Source organism: Tenacibaculum sp. IMCC1 (assembly GCF_054906355.1).
Genome location: NZ_CM142818.1, coordinates 1,513,411 through 1,534,915 on the forward strand (window position 1 = coordinate 1,513,411; position 21,505 = coordinate 1,534,915).

The 21,505-nt window shown below is 32.9% G+C and carries 17 protein-coding genes and 1 pseudogene; 6 read left to right on the forward strand and 12 right to left on the reverse strand.

From position 1 onward, the window contains the following. Position 1 precedes the first annotated feature (1 nt). Entirely contained in the window at positions 2 to 2,203 is a 2,202-nt protein-coding gene (locus tag ACXIHB_RS07045) for a tetratricopeptide repeat-containing sensor histidine kinase (protein WP_462099263.1), read from the reverse strand. A 237-nt stretch (positions 2,204 to 2,440) separates the two neighbouring features. Between ACXIHB_RS07045 and ACXIHB_RS07050 the strand changes: the two genes are divergently transcribed. After that, positions 2,441 to 3,571, forward strand: a complete 1,131-nt coding sequence (locus ACXIHB_RS07050) for a VWA domain-containing protein (RefSeq protein WP_173359926.1) — start codon at positions 2,441 to 2,443, stop codon at positions 3,569 to 3,571. 48 nt (positions 3,572 to 3,619) lie between these two features. Here the strand turns inward: ACXIHB_RS07050 and ACXIHB_RS07055 are convergent, their stop codons facing one another. Together ACXIHB_RS07055 and ACXIHB_RS07060 are read right to left on the reverse strand one after the other, a co-directional pair. Further along, entirely contained in the window at positions 3,620 to 4,414 is a 795-nt protein-coding gene (locus tag ACXIHB_RS07055; protein ID WP_047788541.1) for a glucosaminidase domain-containing protein, read from the reverse strand. Next, positions 4,414 to 5,355, reverse strand: a complete 942-nt coding sequence (locus ACXIHB_RS07060) for a 1-aminocyclopropane-1-carboxylate deaminase/D-cysteine desulfhydrase (protein ID WP_281979772.1) — start codon at positions 5,353 to 5,355, stop codon at positions 4,414 to 4,416. Before ACXIHB_RS07060 ends, ACXIHB_RS07055 begins: the two co-directional genes overlap by 1 nt. 312 nt (positions 5,356 to 5,667) lie before the next feature. Here ACXIHB_RS07060 and ACXIHB_RS07065 point away from each other — a divergent pair, with 312 nt between their 5' ends. The 3 genes from ACXIHB_RS07065 (at position 5,668) to ACXIHB_RS07075 (ending at position 7,681) form a co-directional block, all read left to right on the forward strand. Then, positions 5,668 to 5,856, forward strand: a complete 189-nt coding sequence (locus ACXIHB_RS07065; RefSeq protein ID WP_462099264.1) for a hypothetical protein — start codon at positions 5,668 to 5,670, stop codon at positions 5,854 to 5,856. 282 nt (positions 5,857 to 6,138) lie between these two features. Beyond that, on the forward strand, positions 6,139 to 7,065 hold the full coding sequence (locus ACXIHB_RS07070; protein ID WP_462099265.1) for an AbiTii domain-containing protein: 927 nt from the start codon (positions 6,139 to 6,141) through the stop codon (positions 7,063 to 7,065). 163 nt (positions 7,066 to 7,228) lie between these two features. After that, positions 7,229 to 7,681, forward strand: coding sequence for a WapI family immunity protein (locus ACXIHB_RS07075; protein WP_462099266.1), 453 nt, complete (start codon positions 7,229 to 7,231; stop codon positions 7,679 to 7,681). 58 nt (positions 7,682 to 7,739) lie between these two features. Here ACXIHB_RS07075 and ACXIHB_RS07080 read toward each other — a convergent pair. Both ACXIHB_RS07080 and ACXIHB_RS07085 read right to left on the reverse strand, forming a co-directional pair. After that, positions 7,740 to 7,844 (reverse strand): annotated as a pseudogene (locus tag ACXIHB_RS07080) (IS110 family transposase); the annotation flags it as partial. 18 nt (positions 7,845 to 7,862) lie between these two features. After that, the gene (locus ACXIHB_RS07085) at positions 7,863 to 9,779 is read right to left on the reverse strand and encodes an ABC-F family ATP-binding cassette domain-containing protein (protein ID WP_462099267.1); all 1,917 of its coding nucleotides are present in this window, start codon (positions 9,777 to 9,779) and stop codon (positions 7,863 to 7,865) included. A 119-nt stretch (positions 9,780 to 9,898) separates the two neighbouring features. Here ACXIHB_RS07085 and ACXIHB_RS07090 point away from each other — a divergent pair, with 119 nt between their 5' ends. Next, complete coding sequence (locus ACXIHB_RS07090; RefSeq protein WP_047788549.1) at positions 9,899 to 10,294, forward strand: DUF983 domain-containing protein; 396 nt, start codon at positions 9,899 to 9,901, stop codon at positions 10,292 to 10,294. 47 nt (positions 10,295 to 10,341) lie between these two features. Here the strand turns inward: ACXIHB_RS07090 and ACXIHB_RS07095 are convergent, their stop codons facing one another. From ACXIHB_RS07095 to topA, 7 genes are all read right to left on the reverse strand, one after another. Next, positions 10,342 to 11,391, reverse strand: a complete 1,050-nt coding sequence (locus ACXIHB_RS07095) for an NAD(P)/FAD-dependent oxidoreductase (protein ID WP_462099268.1) — start codon at positions 11,389 to 11,391, stop codon at positions 10,342 to 10,344. A 76-nt stretch (positions 11,392 to 11,467) separates the two neighbouring features. After that, complete coding sequence (gene porN, locus ACXIHB_RS07100) at positions 11,468 to 12,328, reverse strand: type IX secretion system ring subunit PorN/GldN (protein ID WP_083574764.1); 861 nt, start codon at positions 12,326 to 12,328, stop codon at positions 11,468 to 11,470. A gap of 20 nt (positions 12,329 to 12,348) precedes the next feature. Next, positions 12,349 to 13,884, reverse strand: a complete 1,536-nt coding sequence (porM, locus tag ACXIHB_RS07105; RefSeq protein ID WP_073181768.1) for a type IX secretion system motor protein PorM/GldM — start codon at positions 13,882 to 13,884, stop codon at positions 12,349 to 12,351. 43 nt (positions 13,885 to 13,927) lie between these two features. Further along, positions 13,928 to 14,575 carry a type IX secretion system motor protein PorL/GldL gene (gene porL / locus ACXIHB_RS07110; RefSeq protein WP_073181770.1) on the reverse strand — a complete coding sequence of 216 codons (648 nt, stop codon included), beginning with the start codon at positions 14,573 to 14,575 and terminating at the stop codon, positions 13,928 to 13,930. Between the two features lie 51 nt (positions 14,576 to 14,626). Then, on the reverse strand, positions 14,627 to 16,006 hold the full coding sequence (gene porK, locus ACXIHB_RS07115) for a T9SS ring complex lipoprotein PorK/GldK (protein ID WP_073181772.1): 1,380 nt from the start codon (positions 16,004 to 16,006) through the stop codon (positions 14,627 to 14,629). A gap of 96 nt (positions 16,007 to 16,102) precedes the next feature. Continuing rightward, positions 16,103 to 17,263: a formimidoylglutamase gene (locus tag ACXIHB_RS07120; protein ID WP_167713151.1), complete on the reverse strand. Its 1,161-nt coding sequence runs from the start codon at positions 17,261 to 17,263 to the stop codon at positions 16,103 to 16,105. A gap of 59 nt (positions 17,264 to 17,322) precedes the next feature. Then, positions 17,323 to 19,809: a type I DNA topoisomerase gene (topA, locus tag ACXIHB_RS07125; RefSeq protein WP_462099269.1), complete on the reverse strand. Its 2,487-nt coding sequence runs from the start codon at positions 19,807 to 19,809 to the stop codon at positions 17,323 to 17,325. A 199-nt stretch (positions 19,810 to 20,008) separates the two neighbouring features. Here topA and miaB point away from each other — a divergent pair, with 199 nt between their 5' ends. Beyond that, positions 20,009 to 21,463, forward strand: a complete 1,455-nt coding sequence (gene miaB / locus ACXIHB_RS07130) for a tRNA (N6-isopentenyl adenosine(37)-C2)-methylthiotransferase MiaB (protein ID WP_462099270.1) — start codon at positions 20,009 to 20,011, stop codon at positions 21,461 to 21,463. Positions 21,464 to 21,505 lie beyond the last annotated feature (42 nt).

Below are 21,505 nucleotides of genomic sequence, written 5' to 3' on the forward strand. Positions count from 1 at the left end.
GCTAATTTTTATCCTTTTTTAGTGTCAATACTACTTTAGTTCCGCTTCCATCTTCAAAAGCATTTAAAACCACCACAGATATTTTATCCTGATACATATTATTTAAAATAGCAATTCTATTTTTTATTGTACTCATTCCTTTTGATTTTTGTTTGAGTTGGTTCTTCGTCTTCATTTCTATTGATTTCTCTCTTCCAACCCCATCATCTTCAATTAAAATAGTAATAGAATCATTGTTTTTTGGAAGCATTGAAATTTGAAGTTTTCCCTTTTCTTGTTTGTATCGAAGTCCATGCCAAATTGCATTTTCTATATACGGTTGCAATAACATTGGTGGAATCGAATATTCATCTAAAGGTATACTTTTGTCTATATTAATAGTATAATCAAACTTATCTTTAAACCGGTTGTGCTCTAACTTCACATACAATTCTAACAACTCAATTTCTTTGGTTAACGGTATGAAATCTTCATCTGAATTTTCTAATACCGAACGCATTAATACCGAAAACTCTGACAAATATCTATTTGCGCTTCGCTCGTCACTTACTGCAATAAAACTGTTAACTGAATTCAATGCATTGAAAATAAAGTGCGGATTCATCTGTGACCGCATCGATTTTAAAGCCAGTAAATTATTGGCTAACTTTTGTTGTTTATTCGTTCTAAACATAAAATACACCAACAAAACCATTAATAAAAAACCTCCAATTAATGAATAAATAATCCATTTTTGACGTCTATTACTCTCCTCTACCAATTGCTGGTCTTTGTATGCTAAACTTATTTTACTATCTGTTAATTCTTTGTCTTTTTCTAAACTTACTATTCTGTTTTGGTTATCTGAAATTCGTTTACTAAAACGTTTTACTTGTTGAATTTCCTGTTCTTTTCGTGAATATAAAGTATCTACCAATTTTACATAATCTTGATACGTTTTTAGAGCTTCTGTGTAATCTCCAACCGTAGCATATACTTCCGATAAACGCTTAGTCGCGTCTTTTTGAATAATTAAGTCTTTGTTTTTATCCGCATCTGCAATACTCTTTTTTAAATATGGAATTGCTTCTTCATATTCAGATTTTTGCATGTAGGCATTTCCTATTTTATAGTTGATTTTTTGTGAGGTAATTGAATCTACCAAAGATTCGTTGCTTTCCGCTTCTACAACTATATTATCTGCTTCTTTTAGGCTTTCTTTTCGCAACTGAATTTCTTCGTCGTATCGTTGAGATTTATTATAAAAATCGGCTACTTTTTGCTGTTCTTTTAACGAGCGCTTTTTGTTTTCTTCGGATGCTAATTTTAATGAGTTTTTAAAATAGCCATCTGCTTTTTGTGTGTTTCCTTGGGCTGCAAAAACTTCTGCTAGCTTAGAGTTTAAGTCTGTTATTTTAGGTGTGATTAAATTCTTTTTCGCAATTTCTAATCCTTTTTCGTAGTTTGCTTTAGCCTTGTTATAGTTTTTTTGAGCTAAGTACACATCTCCCAATCCTTGGTATGCAGTTAAACGTAAGTAATTATTAAGCACCCCGCTTTGTAGGCTTTGTATATAGTTTTGTTCACTACTGTTATAATCTTCCGATAAAAATGCTGCTTTTGCCAGTTTCAAACGAACCCTAGGCGAGTTTACTTCTTGTAAGGAAATTTGATAATTCTCAACCGCTAAATCGTACTGTTTCCAATAAAAGTACACCTCAGCTAACTCTTTAAACACAGTAGCTCTTTGGCTTTTATTTGGGTCTATCAACAACGTCTTTTCAACAAAAGACAAGCTCTTATCAATATTTTTCTTTTTGTAAAACTGAACAGAATCTAAATATTGTGAATATAAACCTGTTTGTTTTCTTGTACTATAAGAGCTTAGTTTTGATTTTTTTTGGGGCGTAAAATCTTCTACTTCCACCTTTATATCTTCATCATCTCTAATTGTATAAAAAACACGATTAAAACTAGGATGTGATACTTCTAGTTGACTTCCCGTTGTGGCTTTTACAGTATAGCTTCCCGTTATTTCAGAAAATCGATATGTTCTTCCATTTACTTCTACACTCGCATCTTTTATGGGACGACTTGTTTCTTTACTCACCACTTGAACTTTTACAGAAAATTCTTTCGATAGTTCTTTATCTACTTGAGAATAAACTGATGAAAACTTTAGTAAAAGTATAGGGAGTAATAATATGTAAAAAAGCTTTTTCATTCTTTAAATCTTACTGTAAACATACATACAAAAAGCCACACAAAAAAACACACAAACCACTAAAACACCACAAAAAACAGTCAAAAAATAGATGTTACTCATTTAACTCATTATTTCCCTAAATGAAACAACCTGTTCACTCATTCTGTATTTTTTAAGAAAAAAGTTGAAAGTAATTTTGAATAGAAATTAACACCAATCAAACTTATACCCAATTAATAACTAAAAATAAAAATTATGAAAACGCACACATTAAAAGTATTTTTCTTTTGCTTAATATTACTAACAACAACTACGTTTGCCAACAAAAACACCCCTATAAGAAAGGTAAAAAAACAAACTGTTAAAGTTGCTTTGTTACTGGATACCAGTAATAGTATGGACGGACTCATTAACCAAGCAAAAGCACAACTATGGGAAATTGTTAATGAATTATCGTATGCTAAATACAACGGTATTACTCCTAATTTAGAAATTGCTTTATACGAATACGGAAATTCAAGTTTATCTCCTAAAGAAGGATATATCCAACAGGTTTTACAATTTACGAGTGATTTAGATGAGATTTCTGAACATCTTTTTTCTTTAAGCACTAATGGCGGAAGTGAATATTGTGGTCAAGTAATACAAACTTCTTTAAACGAATTGGATTGGGGAACTAATAAACGTGATTTAAAAATGATTTTTATCGCCGGAAACGAGCCTTTTACTCAAGGAAAAGTAAACTATAAAGATGCTATTACTAATGCTAAAGAAAAAGATATTATAGTTAACACAATATTCTGCGGTGATTATAACCAAGGGATTACTGGAAGATGGCAAGACGGAGCTATTTATGGAGATGGTGATTATATGACTATTAATCAAAACAAACACATTGTACATATTGTAACACCTTATGACAACGATATTATTATTTTAAACAAACGTTTAAATGCCACCTATATTCACTATGGTTCTTATGGATATTCTAAATATAGTAACCAAGCGAAGCAAGACATGAATGCTGAGAGTTTAGATGAAGCTGTAGTTGTAAAACGTGCCGTAACTAAAAGCTCTAAACTATATAAAAATGCTGAATGGGATTTGGTGGATGCTTCAAAAGAAAAAGAAATTGATTATGGTTCTTTAAAAAAGAAGCAGCTTCCTAAACAGTTACAAAACAAATCTGCCAAAGAAATTAAAATGTATGTGGAGAAAAAACGTAAAGAGCGTACTGAAATTCAACAAAAAATTCAAGAACTAAATAAAAAAAGAAAAACGTATGTAGCTAAAAAACAAAGGGAAAGTTCTAAAAAAAATGAGTTAGAAAGTGTTATGATTAAAGCTATTAAAAAACAAGCAGAAAAGAAAAATTACTCTTGGTAGTTTTAATTGGGGTTTGGTTAGTTAAAGCGGAGTAAAACTCCGCTTTTTTTATTTTACCAATAGATCTTGCCCAATACTAATGTTATTATCACTTAAACCGTTCATCTTTTTCAATTGTTGTACCGAAACATTATATCTTCTTGATATAGAGTATAGCGTATCTCCTTTTTGAACTTTATGTGAAGTTGTTTTATACGTTGGCGTTTTTACTGCTAAAGAACCATCTCTTCTAACTCGATCGTATTTATCTAAGTTATACTTTGTAATAATAGAAATTAATTTTTGAGGATATTTTCTGTCCGTTGCATATCCTGCTCTTTTTAACCCGTATGCCCAACCTTTATAATCTGTATGCCTTAATCTAAATAAACTTGCATATCGTTTACGAGTTAGTAAAAACTGTGAGTGATCTTCATACGAAGTTTCAGGGTATTTATATTTTCTAAAACATTCTCCTTTTTCATCATCATCATGAGTTACACTATTACCTTGCCAACCTCTATGACATTTAATGCCAAAGTGATTGTTTGATCTTCGAGCTAAAGGGCTTCTTCCACTCCCCGATTCTAATACTCCTTGCGCTAAGGTAATACTAGCAGGAATACCATGTTCGTGCATTTTCTTCACTGCAATTGGTGCAAATTTTTGAATATAGGCCTCGGTATGGTTTGTAGTTGTTGATATTGGCTTTTGTATTTGCTCTAACTGTGGTAACTCAGGCATTTTTTCTTCTCTAGGTTCTAAAACCACCTCTTTTGGTGTATTTTTTACCACATTTTTACCCGACCCGCAACTTATAAATATTGCCGCACAAACTACTAAAAAAACTACCTTTATTTTCATTAAACCTTTATTAACTCTTTATTTTTATTCTTTAATTTCTGGTTTACTCCTGCTATTCCTTGTAAACCTCCTGTATGAATTACTAGTATTTTACTGTTTTTCGAAAACATATCTTTTGCTACTAAATCTAGTATTCCAAATAACATTTTCGCTGTATAAACTGGATCTAATAAAATACCTGTTTTCCCTTTAAATTCATTTATAAAACGGATTAACTCTTCAGTATATTTTCCGTAACCTCCAAAATGATAGTTGGTTTGCAAGTTCCAATTTTTACTTTCTTTTGCATAAGGTGTTATTTCTTCTGCTAAGAAATCACCTTTTAGTGCAGGAAACCCAATTACCTTTTGATTCTTTTTGGCCGAATTTATCAATCCAGAAATCGTTCCTCCAGTACCTACTGCGCAGCAAATATAATTGAATTTTTCATCTTCATTTGTTAAAATCTCCTCGCAACCTTTTACAGCTAAAGCATTTGTTCCTCCTTCAGGAATTAGGTAAAAATTACCAAATTCTTTTTTTAACTGATTAATAAATTCTTCAGATGTTTTACTTCGGTAGGCTTCTCTAGTAATAAACTTAAATTGCATACCACTTTCGTAAGCTTTTCTCAAGGTTTCGTTTTGTAAAAGTGTTTTGGCTACATCCTTTCCAAGTTCATCACCTCTAATAATTCCTATTGTTTTAAAACCTGCCATTTTTCCTGCAGCAGCAGTAGCTGCAATATGGTTTGAAAAAGCGCCTCCAAAAGTTAATAAGGTTTCTTTTTTTTGTTGTTTTGCTTCTGCAATATTATACTTCAGTTTTCTGAATTTATTGCCTGAAACGAATGGATGAATAGTATCTTCTCTTTTTATAAAAAGTTCAACCTCTTTTGTTGTTAAAATAGGTAAGTGAATTTGTTGGTTTTCTGGTATGGGAATTTCTAGTTTAAACAGCATTTTAAAAAGTTATCAATGCAAAAATAAGCCTTTAATCTATTTTTAGTTTATCCCCTACTATACCAATAGTAATTTTTTAAAAAAATAACAACATAGTAGTGAAAAGTATCAACGACCCATGCCGCGGTGTCTGCGGAGCATGCCGCGGTGTCTGCGGAGCATGCCGTGGTGTTAACGGAGCACGCCGTGATAGTGGCGACCCATGCCGTGGTGTCTTCGGAGCATGCCGTAATATCAGCGACCCGTGCCGCGGTGTCTGCGGAGCACGCCGTGATATCAGCGACCCGTGCCGCGGTGTCTTCGGAGCACGCCGTGATATCAACGACCTATGCCGCGGTGTCTTCGGAGCATGCCGTAATATCAGCGACCCGTGCCGCGGTGTCTTCGGAGCACGCCGTGATATCAGCGACCCATGCCGCGGTGTCTTCGGAGCACGCCGTGATATCAGCGACCCATGCCGCGGTGTCTGCGGAGCATGCCGTGGTATCAGCGACCCAATAAGGAGACCATTCAATAAAGTGTGTGGGAGTATTCAATGAAGTGTGTCAACTCGTTTTTAGTTTTCTAAATTAAGATATCAGAGGTCGTTAATAACGACTAAAACTACTTTTAGTACTTAAATCGCTGAGCTTATGGGCTTCCGTAAGAAAATTAAATTATTATTAGTAAGTTCGTAAAAGCATAAACAAACATAAAATACAACTATAAACCTACCAAAACAGGTGTATAACGATGTATTTTACATCTATATAAACAAGTTGGGCACTATAAAAAAAGACACACATGGAAACTTCAAAATCAGAACATATAATTGGTCTTGCAAAGGAAATAATTGATGATATTGAATTGTCACGACTTGACGCTCAAGCTATTTTACTTAAAACCACTAGACTAGCAAGGTATGTAAATAACGATATGATTAGAAAATGGCTTAGATTTGAAATGCAAGGTTATAGAAGTAGTGACGAAATAGCTTTAAAATACATGTCATTGACAGGTCGTTGGACAGATAAAGAAAACAACAAAGGTTATTGGGTTCCTCTCTCTCAAATTGAATCAATAATTGAATCTCAAAAACAAAAATTATCTTTGATAAGAATTCCTGATACAAGTGGAGACCAAGCATTAAGAGTTATATCTAGCGTTAAGAATGCAATGTCAAGTTCAACAGATATTATTTCAAAATTAGGCGGAGTTAAAAGTAGAGTAATTTCTTATTTGCATGATTTTGCAACAAGTGTGTATTATGAAAAAACATTTGATAGTTTGGCTGAAAGTATATTTGATAAATACAAAGAGGATATTGATTTATTAATTGCCGAAAATTCAGGAGATGTGATTGAGCAAATACCTTCTGTAATTAATAGATTGGCAGATGGAGATGCTGAATCTATAAGTCATGCATTAACAACTTGTCGCAGAATAATTGATTCTTTTGCAGATTATATATATCCAGCCTCTGATGAAACAATTGAGATTGGAGGAAATACACTCTCATTAAAGAAGGATAAAGTTCAAAACCGGATTAATGCATTTATACATAGCAACTGTGATAGTAGTTCAAGAAAGAAGAAATTAAGGCAGAATCTTTCAAATTTATATGAACGAGTTTCTGTCGGAGTCCATTCTGACGTTGATGAAAAAGAAGCTCGAAGTTTATTCTTTAATACTTATTTGTTGCTTGGAGAGATACTGTCACTGAAAAATTAACAGTGCCCAACATTTTGTATAAGTAATGGCAGGCAAAGTGCTAAATATCAAGGTTTGTAGCCCGCTCAAACTGCGTAGCGGTTTGACAGTAAACTACCACGCAATCTGCCACTACTCATACAATTTACCGTTGTGTGCAAGCTGAAGAAACATCACGAATTGAATGATATTTAAAGGAATAAATAACCAAACCGTTGAATTTAAAATAACGAATTATCAGTTTCCTGAAATAAATGATTGTGAATATGACTCGAATTGGTTGTTGGTTTATTTAAAAGTAAATAGTGATTGCGGAAATTGGGAAACGATTGACCCTTCACTTTTGGTAAGAGATTTAAAAGACATTATCGAATGGTTTGAACAACTTTCAAATGACATCGAAACGGATTCTGATTCGCTTGTGTTTATGGAGCCGAATTTGGAATTTGAATTAATTAAAAATCAATTGGATTTAAAAACTGTGCGAATAATATTTGACTTGGAATCTCGACCGCTAAATGCAAATGATGATAAAGAATATTATGTTGACTGCGAAATGGACAATGTGGAATTGAAAAAAGTTGCGGAGGAATTGACTAAAGAATTAGAATCGTTTCCCGAAAGAGCAATCCGATGAAAAAAAGCCAGCACACAACAAAGAACTGAGGTAAAAAACAAGTTAACTTTATACTTTTTTAAACCAACGTACTTTTATAATTTGCGTCATAAGGCAAACCACTTTTTACAATAGCAAAAGCTTGTTTTAGCAGCTTATTACATAAAGTTATTAAAACAAGTTTTTACTTTTATTCTTAATATTAAAAATCAACTAACTGCTCCTCAACTTGTTCCCATTCTTCCATTAGTGCATCAACTTTCGCCTTTTTTGCTTTGTAGTTTTCGAAGAAGTTAGGACGTGAAGATACTTCATCGTAGTTCTGTGCTAATTCTAAATCTATTTTTTCTATTTCTGCCTCTAAATTTGCTATTTGTGTTTCAATTTTATTAAGCTTATTTTTTAACTTTTTTAATTCTTTTTCTTGCTCTCTTGATAATTGATAGGCTTCTTTTTTAGAAGTATTTTTTTCTTTAGTAACTACGGTTCTTTTCTCAGCATCGCGCAAACTTTCCATTTTATGTTGCTCTAAGAAATAATCAATATCTCCTAAATATTCTTTTATTTCACGGTCTTTAAATCCGTAAACCGTTGTGGTTAATCCTTGTAAAAAATCACGGTCGTGAGATACGACAATTAGCGTACCATCAAAGTTTTGTAGTGCTTTTTTTAATACATTTTTAGAAGCAATATCTAAGTGGTTGGTAGGCTCATCCATTATTAAGACATTAAATGGCGATAGCAACAACTTACATAATGCCAAACGATTTCGCTCACCTCCTGATAGTACTTTTGCTTTTTTATCTACTGCCTCTCCTCCAAATAAAAACGAACCTAACATATCTCGCACACGCATTCTATTACTATCGGTAGCAGCGTCTTCCATAATTTCTAGCACTGTTTTCTCTGGTGGTAATTCTTCTGACTGATTTTGTGCAAAGTAACCTATTTCTACATTGTGTCCTAGTTTTAAGTTTCCTTCAAACGGAATTTCCCCTACCATCATTTTGGCCAAGGTAGATTTTCCCTGTCCGTTTTGTCCTACAAAGGCAATTCTACTATTACGTTCAATTAATAAGTTTACATCTTTTAACACCTCTTTTTCTCCATAGCTTTTTGCTAAATTTTCAGCCTCTACAATAATTTTGCCTGGTTCTTTTGATATAGCAAAACGCACATTCATTACCGCATTATCATCTTGGTCTACTTCAATACGTTCTACTTTTTCTAACTTTTTAATTAACGATTGTGCCATGGAAGCTTTGCTTGCTTTTGCACGGAATTTCTCTATTAATTTTTCGGTATGTTCTATTTCCTTCTGTTGATTTTTCTGTGTTTGCAGCTGCTTTTCTTTAATCTCTGCTCGCAGTTTTAGGAACTCAGAGTACGGTTTTTTATAATCGTAGATTTGACCTAACGAAATTTCTATAGTACGATTGGTTACATTATCTAAAAACATCTTATCGTGCGATACTAAAACGATAGCTCCTGCATAGTTTTTTAAAAAGTTTTCTAACCAAATAATCGACTCAATATCTAAGTGGTTTGTGGGCTCATCGAGTAATAAAATATCATTATTCTGAAGAAGGAGTTTTGCAAGTTCAATACGCATACGCCAACCTCCAGAAAAAGTATCAGTTAACTTATCAAAATCTTCTCGTTGAAAACCTAACCCTTGTAAAATCTTTTCGGTTTCTCCTTGGTAGTTATATCCACCAAGTAACTCGTAACGTTCAGTTTTCTCGTTTAAATCAATAATTAATTGATTATACGCTTCACTTTCATAATCAGTTCTTTCTGCTAGTTGACGATTAATTTCATCAAGCTCTAGTTCAATTTCTTTAATTTCAGTAAATGCTTGGTATGCTTCTTCTAAAATAGTTCTTCCATGTACAAAATCAATATCCTGTCGTAAAAACCCTATACGTACATCTTTATCAAATGCCAGTGTTCCGCCACTACTTTCAATATCTTTTGATAAAACTTTTAATAAGGTAGATTTTCCTGCTCCATTTTTTCCAATCAATCCAATTCTGTCTCCTTTTATTAACTTAAAAGTGATTCCAGAAAACAAATCTGTTCCCATAAATGAAACTGATACATCGTGTACGTTTAACATATTTTTAGCAAATTACTTTAGTTTTGTAACTAGAGTTACAAACGATAGTTTTATTTTTGTTGAAATTTGTACAAACTTACAAAAAGCAAATAGTTAATCGAACTTAATACCCATAAGAAATGTTTGGAAAAGGAAGTAAATTGTATAGTATTTTTAATAGTAAATGTCCTCGATGTCATGAAGGAGACTTCTTTAAATACAAACTTAACTTCAACCCTAAAAAAGTAACTACTTTACATGAAAATTGTCCTCAATGTAATTTTAAGTACATGATGGAGCCTTCTTTTTTCTTTGGTGCGATGTATGTAAATTACGCGCTTGCAGTAGCTCTTTTTGTTGCTATTTTTATTATTGCTAAAGTTTTTATTGGCTTATCTATTTTACATAGTTTCATAGCTATAATAGTTGTTTCTTTAATATTAACACCTATTACATTAAGACTTTCAAGAATTATTTGGATTAACCTATTTGTGGGTTATAAAAAGAACGCCAAAGAATTACAATCAGAAAAATAACTCTACTAGGAATAAGTTTATTATTTCTTAAAATATAAAAAGGTTCGTTATTCAACGAACCTTTTTATATTTATTTCTTTATCCAACTCTTCACCCTTCTCGAGATGATTATATAAGTTTTCTGCAACAGTTGGGGCAATCATTACACCACGTGTTCCTAAGCCGTTTAAAATAGCTAATTTTTGATATTCTGGATGTTTTCCTACTAAAGGTCTTCTATCTTTTACTGTAGGGCGTATTCCTGCTGATTGTTCAATTACTGTATATGGAACTGATATTATCTTTTGTAATTTTTCTTCCAACTCTTTTCTTCCTTCTTCTGTTGGAACTGATGTTTTATCTGTCCAATTAAAAGTAGCTCCTACTTTATATGTATCGTCACCTAACGGCATTATAAATACACTGCCTTTTAATAAAAAATCTATTTTTAGTTCGGGAGCATGAATTGTTATCGTTTCTCCTTTCGTTCCATTTAAAGGCAAATAATTAAAAAATGGATTTTTCTTTAAACCAAATCCTTCACTAAACACAATTCTTTTTGCTGTAATATTATCATAACTTACTTTATCTTCTTGAATAGTAACTTTTGAATAGTCAAAGGCTTGTTCTAGGAGACTTTTTAATGATTTTATATACTCTTTATAAGACTTTACTAATAAAGGGGTGTCAATTCTTCCTGTTCCTTTTAATTCTCCAAATCCATAATTACCTATAATTCCTTTTATTTTTTTTTTTGATATTTTTGGATTCATATAGTAAGACAACATTGGTTTATCTGATGCAATGAACCAATTGTTTTCATCTCCTACACTTGAAAATACTTTTTTAGTAGTAAATTTATAATCTAAGGTAAGTTGTAACTTTTCTTCTAGTTCTTCATAAAAAAGGATTGCCTTTTCTAGTTGTTCATGTCCATTCCAAACTGGCGTAAATCGTTTTAAGATTACAGGATTGTATACTCCACCAGCAACTACTGAAGATACTTGTGAAGTATTTTCAAAAACAATAAAACTTTTATTGTTTTTAATTAATTGTTCTGTAAAGGCTATTCCTGATAACCCTAAGCCAACGATGATATAATCTACCTCTTTATTCATAATTCAAAAGTACTACTATTGTAATAAAAAAGAGCTTGCAATGCAAGCTCTTTTTTGTTTATACTGAAAAGGAATATTAATAATTCCACATATCCATTTCTCTATTACGAATACCTTCTTTAATTCTATTTGCTTCTAACAATTGAAATAAAGAGTTACCACGAACATAATCAGAAATAGCTCTGTCTCCATAAATGTTCTCTTCTCTCAAAATGGTTGAGTTAAAACGTCTTGCATTTAACAAGTTGTCATAAGAAAGTGGTTGTGCTGAATTTTCTGGGTTGAATACTTTCGAACTATGTAACGTTTCACGAGCATCTGGGAAAAACACCCAAAATAATGGATATACATTTTCACTATCGTCAATTTCTTCAACTCCCATTACTTGTACATCTGGCCCCATAGGTGCTAAGGCTAATAAACGATATTTTAACTCGCCTTGACGTTTGTCAAAATACCAAATACCTTTCAATTTAAATCCTTTAATATCCTGAGACTGTACATAATAATCATCCACATAATCTCCATTTTGACGTTGATTATGAACCATCATTTCTATATCGTTCATACCAATCTTTGTAGTAAAATAAGAGTCGTTATAAACCTCAGTTATTTCACCGTTTTTGATACCTTTTAATAAAGTATCAAATAAAGAACGTCTTGTAAGACCTGCATTCATAGTATCAATTGGGTAATAATAAGGTAGATTTATTTTCTGGTTTAAATCTACATATTCCCACACCACTTTAGACCATAACACATCTCTATCACTAATGTAGCCATAAGGAAGTGGTTTGTCATCTTCTGAAGCTATTTGAGCTTCAGATTTAACTCCAATTTCATCTACCTTTTTAGCATTTAAAAGGTTAGCTTGTGCACTTGCATAGCTTGTCGCAGCAAACGCGAATAAAACCATATAAAAACGCTTCCAATTCATACTTTCTTATTTTTTACTTATTAATTTGTAATTTCTACGCTAACAGGTAATACTTTTTTAATTTTGTAGTTAGAACCTGATACTGATGCTTTGATATCAAAAATCGTAATTACATCATTTCTTCTAGCCTTATTTATAGCTGCTTTAGCTCTAGAGTTTAAGCCTCTACCACTAACTGAAATAGCTACTTGTCCTGGTACTTTAACCTTAAAGCTAGATACGTTTAGTTTTAAATCAAATAAGAAGTCTGGTAATCCTGCAGCTACGCTTATTCTTCCTAAACTAGCTTTTGGCATTTTTACGGTACCATATTGACCTCTAACCATACCTACTGCTGGTGGTATGTCTTTAATTCTAAATTTCTTAACAGAACGTACACCTTTTGATGCACCCGTTGGAGTTCCTGTAACTACGATGTTTACCTCACTACCTTTTCCTGGATACATAGTATACTTGTCTCCTCTAACTCTTTTCAATCCTGGAGCTTTTGCAGAAACTTTATTTCCTGGTACTCCTGGAATAGAAATAGTTAACGGGTTAGCTAAACCACGGTATACTACATTCATTTTATCTGCAGAAACTAGAGCTTCATTTGGTCTAGGAATAACAGCATAAGCTCCTTTAATATCTATTTTTACAATAGAATCTCCTTCTTTAAATTGGAACTCTCCTTTTAATTCCTTATCTCCTACATTACCTGCTGGACCGTCTAGAATAACTTGTCCTGCTTGAATTTTTTCTTGCTCAACTTCTTTATCATTAATAATAACTTTCTCTGCAGTTAAATTAGGATCTTTTTTTCCTAATACAATTCTACCTGATAAGTTTTCTCCAGGATAATAAGCACTCTTATCAAAAACAACCATTGCTTCATATTTGGTCATAGATACAGCACTTTGTAATTCTCCTTGTAATAAAGCTGTTAAAGCATCAGATTCTGTAGCTTTAATATCTGCTTGGATTTGAGTTAACTTAGTTAAAGACGCAATTAAAGGGAAACCTTCAAAATGATATTTTAACCAGTCAATTTTTTTACCGTCTTTATTTTCTACTTTACTTGTATTAAAACGAGCGGCTATTACATCTGCTACTTCTGTACCTTCTAAAGCAGCAACAGCATCATTTCTGAAAGCATCTATCTTAGCAACAAATTCTTGTCCTTTTTTTGATATTTTACCTCCTTTAAAGAACAATTCATCTAAAAATTTAGACTTATCCATTGTTTCATATGCTTTTTTATCTTCTAAATCACCAGTCATTTGGCTCTTTAAATCTCCTACGTAAGCATATAATTCATCAGCTGCTACTTTTAACTTATCTGTTTTCTCCTTAGCTTCACCGTATTGCTTAGCTTGTTCTGCTGCCTTTTGAGCTAACGTTTCGTAAGCTGTTTTATTTTTCTCTGTTGCTTTTTGGTTAGCTACTGTTAACTTTTCATTCATTAATCCAAAGGCAGATAATACTTCCTTACTCATGTTCATTGCTAACATTGCAATAAACACTAAGTACATAAGGTTAATCATCTTCTGCCTTGGTGATAGTTGTCCTCCTGCCATATTAATTAGTTTGTTTAGTTAATAATTAGATTAAACTAATTAATTATTTGTTAGACATTGCAGTTAACATTCCTCCATATACTCCATTTAATGAAGATAGGTTTGTTGCTAACGATTGCATTTGCTCTTGTAAACGTTGAGAGTTTTCTACCATAGCTGAGTTTAAATCGGCTTGTTTACTAGCATTTTCTACTTGAGTTTGGTATAAACTATTTAATGATTCCATTTGAGCTGCTGCTCTAGACATTTGTTCATTGTAACTATTAGTAGCTGAAATTGATTGAGAAGCTGAAGCTAATGGCTCTACTGCTCCTTGGAAGCTTTTAATACTGTCTCCTAAACGAGATACTAATTGAGCATCTAATTTAGCTTCACTTAGTATATTGTCTAATTTTTGAGATAACATGCTTTGTGCTTCTTCTGGTGAAGCAGAAACTTTTTTATCTCTTTTGTTACCTGATGATTGTCCATCTGCTAACTCTGGGTATACTTTTGTCCAATCTAAATCGTCTTCAACTGCTTCAAACGCTGACAATGCGAAAACTGCTGCTTCAACAATCATACCTACCATTAATACTTCATTTCCAAAAGGCCAGTGTAAAATTTTAAATAATGCTCCAATAATAACTACTGCGGCTCCTAAACCGTAAGCCATGTTGAACATTTTTTTAGTTGATTTTGATTGTGCCATAATTCTTGATTTTTAAAATTTGGGGATTAATATTTATTCTTGTTTTCTTGTTTAATTACTTTTATTGGTACCTAAATAATCTTGTACGGTTCTAAATCCGATATAACTTCTTGCGGTGTCAGCGTATTCCCAATCACGAGAACTTACCTCTAAGAAATATGCTACATCTTTCCAAGATCCTCCACGTATTATTTTTCTTCTATTTTCTTTTATTTCAACATTAGGGTTCATGGTAGATCCCATATAATAAGACATTTGATTGTAAGCTGTATTTGTCCATTCTGAAACATTACCTGCCATATTAAACAATCCATACTCATTAGGATTATAAGACATTGCTTCAACTGTGTAAAGGGCTCCATCAGCTGCATAATCTCCACGAACTGGTTTAAAGTTTGCTAAAAAACATCCTCTATCACTCGTTGTACTAGGTCCTCCCCAAGGATATTTACCATAATCTAATCCTCCACGTGCTGCATATTCCCACTCTGCTTCTGTAGGCAATCTGAAAGCAGGCACTAAACCTAACTTCTTTCTAGATCTTTGAAAATTATTTTTTGTTTGGGTTCTCCAATGACAGAATGCTTTTGCTTGATTCCATGTTACCCCTACTACTGGGTAATTCTCATACGCTTTGTGTCCGAAATACTCTTGATGCATTGGATCATTGTATGAATAATTAAAGTCTTTTATCCATACTGTTGTATCTGGATACACATTTATAACTTCGTCTTTTAAGAAATCTCTTCTATTCTTACCTGTTCTTGCTGCAGCTTCATTATCAAACCAATAATACCTATAGTTTAATAATTTTGTATTAAATGTTCTAATTCCATTTAAAGCCTCATCTTTTCTAATATATAAAGAGTCCATCACCTCTACATAATCAGCATCAGGATATTCTTGTGAATCCCAAATTAACTCTTCTTCCCAGTTTAATGGTTTTAGTGAATCTAATCCTTCTCCTAATTCGTAATAATTTTCACGCATGTACTTATCATACGGAGTTTCATTAACAGTATCTTTTGATGCAAAAGCATATAATTGTATTCCTTGTGCATTTTTACCTGTATTAGCTGCATCCTCTCCTCCTAAAGAAGCAAATTCTGCTTGATAAGCTAATTTAGTTCTTGTTATGGAATCTCTTACCCAATGAACAAAAGCTTTATACTCACTGTTTGTTATTTCAGTCTCATCCATGTAAAATGGTTGTACCGTAACTGTTTTAGTTGGAGCATTCATAGCCCCCATAGGGTCTTCATCTTGTTTTCCCATAGTGAAAGATCCTCCTGGGATTTTAGCCATACCATATGGTTTTTCAGCAAACCATTTCCTTTTAGATTTCACTCCTACTAACTCTCCCCTATCACCACTTGAACCACAAGAGTAAATGATAGATGCTAACAATGCAAGTACTGTTATTTTTTTCATATTAAATCTTTCTTATAAAAGAGGCGTAAACCTATTATTTTTTTTATTAAAAAACAATTACGAATTATTTTTTTTTACAGAACATACAACTTTCTTTTAAACAAGCTTTTGCAAAGCCTTATACCACCTTTCTGGTATTTTTTGTTGTAATGCTTGTTCATAATCTCGATAGTTACATGGTATTAACGCATGTCTTTTGTGTTTATTATTTGATATTAAATTTATTTCCATCCACCAACGACCGCTTTTATCACTCTTATAAAAGTTTATTGGATCATCATCATTTAAAAGTACCGTAAACTTTTGGTAACTTTCTTTGGTTACAAATGGGTAATCTTTAGCTCTTGAATTTACTCCTTCTATGAAATACCAAATTACTTGAGCTATTAATTTTGCTGTTTGATGATTTAAATCTAAAAGGCTATTGTACTCGTATATTCCAAAAGATGTTACCTTATCACTTATCCCTGCATAACGTGCAACAGCACATAACTCTTCTCCATAAAATCCATTTGGCGAAGCATTTTTATTTGCAGGAGCATCGCTTTGACGTACACTGCCTATATCTACGCTTACAACATCTGCGTCACGCATTATTGGTTCTACCAATGTTATGTTTTTAACTTCTCCTAATCTGTAGGCTTCAAAATATAATTTATCTAATAGATTTATTTCTTCTTGAGAATTAAAGTAGGTTTGGTACCCTATATTACTGAAGTTAAACAGATTATTAGGCTCCTCCATTACAATTCTACTTAAATAAGATTGAGAGCTTAATTCTTCTTCTAATGAGCCTAGATCAAACCGACTATCAACAACTACTAAGTTAACTGTTTGCTCTAGTTCGTCGTAAGCTCTATAATTTGCGTAAGTTAAATCTTGTCCTCCTCCAATTATTACAGGAAGTATATTTTTTTTTAGTAAAAATGCTACTGATGATTTAACAGCAAAGTAGGTATCTTCTAATGTATTTCCTTTCTCTATGTTTCCGAGATCTGCTATACGAGTATGCCAGTTACCAGGAAATAATTGATACAAATGTTTACGAATTTCGTGTAATTCTTTACCACTCCCTAAATTACCTGCTGCTCCTCTATCTTCTTTAACCCCTAAAATTGCGATAGTTACTTCTGTTAAATCTGGAAAACCATCTTGAACAGTATGTAGTTGAATAGTTCTTCCTAATACAGAAGAAGGCTGTAAAACTACACGAGTAGCTACAGAATCTTCAATAGGGGAAAAGAAGTCTATATTCATTTATTAGGGGAATTTTTGGAGTCGCAATATACTAAACTATTTTTTTTCTGAAAGCTTCTTTATTTTTTTTTGGCTGCTTTCTTTTTAGCTGTTTTTTTTTTAGGTGTTTTTGCTTCAATCATTTTAACAGCCTCTTCTTGTGTTAGTTTTTCTATCTCTGTTGTCTTTGGAAGTTCTACCTTTATCTTTCCTTTTATTACATTAAAACGTCCCCAGCGTGCTTTTTCTACACGAATACCAACCTCTTCAAAATTGTGGATTAGCTTTTCACGCTCTTTTCTTTTTTTATCTTCTATTAATTCTTCTAAATCTGCTTGACTTAAATTATCAAAGTCGTATTTTTTATTTACGTTGATAAAAATAGAATTCCATTTAATAAAAGGACCAAAACGCCCTACTCCCTTTTGAATTGGCATTCCTTCATATTCTCCAATAGGAGCATCTGCTTTTCTTTTTGCTTCAATCAATTCAATAGCTCTATCCATATCTACAGACATTGGATTTTCTCCTTTATCTAACGATACATATTTACCATCAAATTTAATATAAGGACCAAATCTTCCATTAGCTACAACTACTTCTTTCTCTTCATAGTCTCCCAATGTTTTTGGCAACTTAAATAAATCCATTGCCTCTTCATAGGTAATTGAATTCATTGTTTGGTCACCTTGTAAACTTGCAAAACGAGGTTTCTCTTCATCAGTTGCCTCTCCTATCTGCACCATTGCTCCGTAACGTCCTAAACGCACATACACATTCTTTCCACTTTCAGGATCTACACCTAATAAACGTTCCCCTTTTGCTCTTTCTGCATTTGCAGCAACATCTTCTACAACAACATGAAAGTTTTTATAAAAGTCTTTAATCATTGCTATCCAATCTTCTTTTCCTTCTGCAATTTCATCAAATTCATTTTCTACTTTAGCTGTAAAACCATAATCTAAAATTGCATCAAAATTTTCTACTAAGAAATCATTTACTATATTTCCTATATCTGTTGGCACGAGCTTTCCTTTATCTGAACCTACTCTTTCAGTTAAAATTTGCTCTGACACTTCTTGATTGGCTAAACTTAATTGAGTGTAATTTCTTTCTTTTCCTTCTACAGTTCCTTTTTCAATATACTCCCTTCTTTGAATAGTTGAAATGGTTGGTGCATACGTAGAAGGGCGACCAATACCTAACTCTTCTAATTGTTTTACCAAGGATGCTTCAGAAAACCTTGCTGGCGGACGTGTGTAACGCTCAGTTGCTGTTATCAACTCGTTTATTAATTCTTCATTTACTTCCATTTTAGGTAACATTCCTGCCTGTTCTTCCTCTTCGTTGTCTGTACCTTCTAAATATACTTTTAAAAATCCTTCAAAAGTAATTACCTCTCCATTTGCAGTAAACTGCTTTTTATTCTTATTGTTATCTATTTTTACGACGGTACGTTCTAGCTTAGCTTCACTCATTTGTGAAGCTAATGTGCGTTTCCAAATTAAGCTATACAACCTTGTTTGATCATACTCACCTGTAATTTCATGATTCTCCATGTTAGTCGGACGAATTGCCTCATGCGCTTCTTGTGCTCCTTTAGACTTAGTTGCATAATTACGTGGCTTGCTATATTCTTCACCATAAGAAGCTATAATTTCTGCTTGAGCAGCTTTTTTTGCATCATCAGATAAGTTTACACTGTCTGTTCTCATGTAGGTTATTAACCCTGCTTCATACAAACGTTGTGCTACCATCATAGTTTTGGCAACTGGAAAACCTAATTTTCTTGACGCTTCCTGTTGCAACGTCGATGTAGTAAATGGCGGTGCTGGAGATTTTTTTGCTGGTTTTTTTTGTAAATCAGCAACAGAAAACTCTGCTCCTAAACAAGAATTTAAGAAATTTTCAGCTTCTTTTTTTGTTGAAAAGTTCTTTGCTAATTTTGCTTTAAACTTTTTTCCTTCTTCATTTACAAACTCCGCGTCAACACGATAAGAAGCTACTGGTGTAAAACCTTCTATCTCTCTTTCACGCTCCACTATTAAACGGACAGCAACCGATTGTACTCTACCTGCTGACAATCCTGGTTTTACTTTTCTCCATAATACAGGAGATAATTCATATCCTACAATTCTATCTAACACACGTCTTGCTTGTTGAGCGTCAACAAGATTATAATTAATTGTACGTGGGTTTTCAATTGCTTTTAAAATTGCATTTTTAGTAATAGAGTTAAAAACAATACGCTTAGTGTTTTCATTTTTCAACTTCAATTGTTCCGCTAAGTGCCATGCTATAGCTTCTCCCTCGCGGTCTTCATCGGATGCTAACCAAACAGTTTCTGCTTTCTTTGCTAAGTCTTTCAGTTTTTTTACTACCGCTTTTTTATCGGTAGAAACTATATACTTCGGTTTGAAATCTCCTTCTACATTTACTCCCAACTCCTTAGATGGTAAGTCTGCAATGTGTCCAAAACTCGATTCAACCTGAAAGTCCTTTCCTAAAAACTTTTCTATTGTTTTCGCCTTAGCAGGTGACTCAACTATTACTAAATTTTTTGCCATACGTCTTATATCTCTTATCTCATTTTACACTTCTGTAATATAAGTGTAATTCAGTTTGCAAAAGTATATAGTTTTTTTTTAATGGGTCTTTTTTAACAAAATTTTACTTTTTCTTAAAAAAACAATCCATGTCAATTTGTCACAAATTACACTTTTTGGTTGTATCTTTGCAGCCTATTTTAGTACGATTTAAGGATTTATGGAACACGTAGAGAAAGTAATTGATGAAAAAAAACAAGGAAAAGCCCTTGTTACAGAACACAAAGAAGGAAACAACAAAAAACTTTTTATAGAAAGTTATGGTTGCCAAATGAATATGAACGATAGCGAAATTGTGGCGTCAATTTTAGCAGAGCAGGGTTTTAATACCACTCAAAATTTAGAAGATGCTGATTTAGTATTGGTAAATACGTGCTCTATTCGTGAAAAAGCAGAAACCACTGTTCGTAACAGACTCCAAAAATACAATGCTGTTAAAAAGGTAAATCCAACGATGAAAGTTGGTGTACTGGGTTGTATGGCAGAACGATTGAAAGAAAAGTTTTTAGAGGAAGAAAAAATCGTTGATTTAGTTGTTGGTCCTGATGCATATCGAGACTTACCTAATTTAATTGAAGAAGTTGACGCAGGTCGTGATGCGGTAAATGTAATTTTATCAAAAGAAGAAACGTACGCTGATGTTTCTCCTGTTCGTTTAAACTCTAACGGAGTTTCTGCATTTGTATCAATTACTCGTGGTTGTGATAATATGTGTACATTCTGCGTAGTTCCTTTTACTCGTGGTCGTGAACGTAGTCGTGACCCTAAGAGTATTATTGAAGAAATTCGCAGTATGCAAGAAAAGAACTTCAAAGAAATTACTTTATTAGGTCAAAATGTTGATTCTTATTTATGGTATGGCGGTGGATTGAAAAAAGATTTCAAAAAAGCATCTGAATTAGCACAAGCTTCTGCAGTAGATTTTGCTCAATTATTAGACATGTGTGCTACTGAGTTCCCAAAAATGCGTTTCCGTTTTTCTACGTCTAACCCACAGGATATGACACTGGATGTAATTCACGTTATGGCGAAGCACAAAAACATTTGTAAGTATATTCACTTACCTGTTCAAAGTGGAAGTAACAACATGCTTAAAGCTATGAACCGTCAACACACTCGTGAAGAGTACATGGAGTTAGTTGATAATATTTATAAAATTGTTCCTGAAATGGCTTTAAGTCAAGATATGATTGCGGGGTTCTGTGGAGAAACCGAAGAAGACCATCTTGATACTTTAGACATGATGAACTATGTAAAATATAGCTTCGGGTTTATGTTTGCTTATTCAGAAAGACCAGGAACCTTGGCTGCTAAGAAAATGGAAGACAATGTTCCTTTGACTATTAAAAAACGTCGTTTACAAGAAATAATTAATCTACAACAAGAACATAGTTTATACAGAGCTAAAGAGCATGTGGGTAAAATTCAGGAAGTTTTAATCGAGGGAACTTCTAAAAGAAATGAAAACGAATGGAAAGGTCGTAATACACAAAACACTGTTGTTGTTTTCCCTAAAGAAAACTACAAAATGGGTGATTTTGTAAATGTAAAAATTGAAGATTGTACTTCTACTACCTTAAAAGGTACGGCTGTTGGATATTCTGACAATAATTAATTTATAGAAAAGAGTGTAAAGAGAAAAGAAAAAGGTATAAGC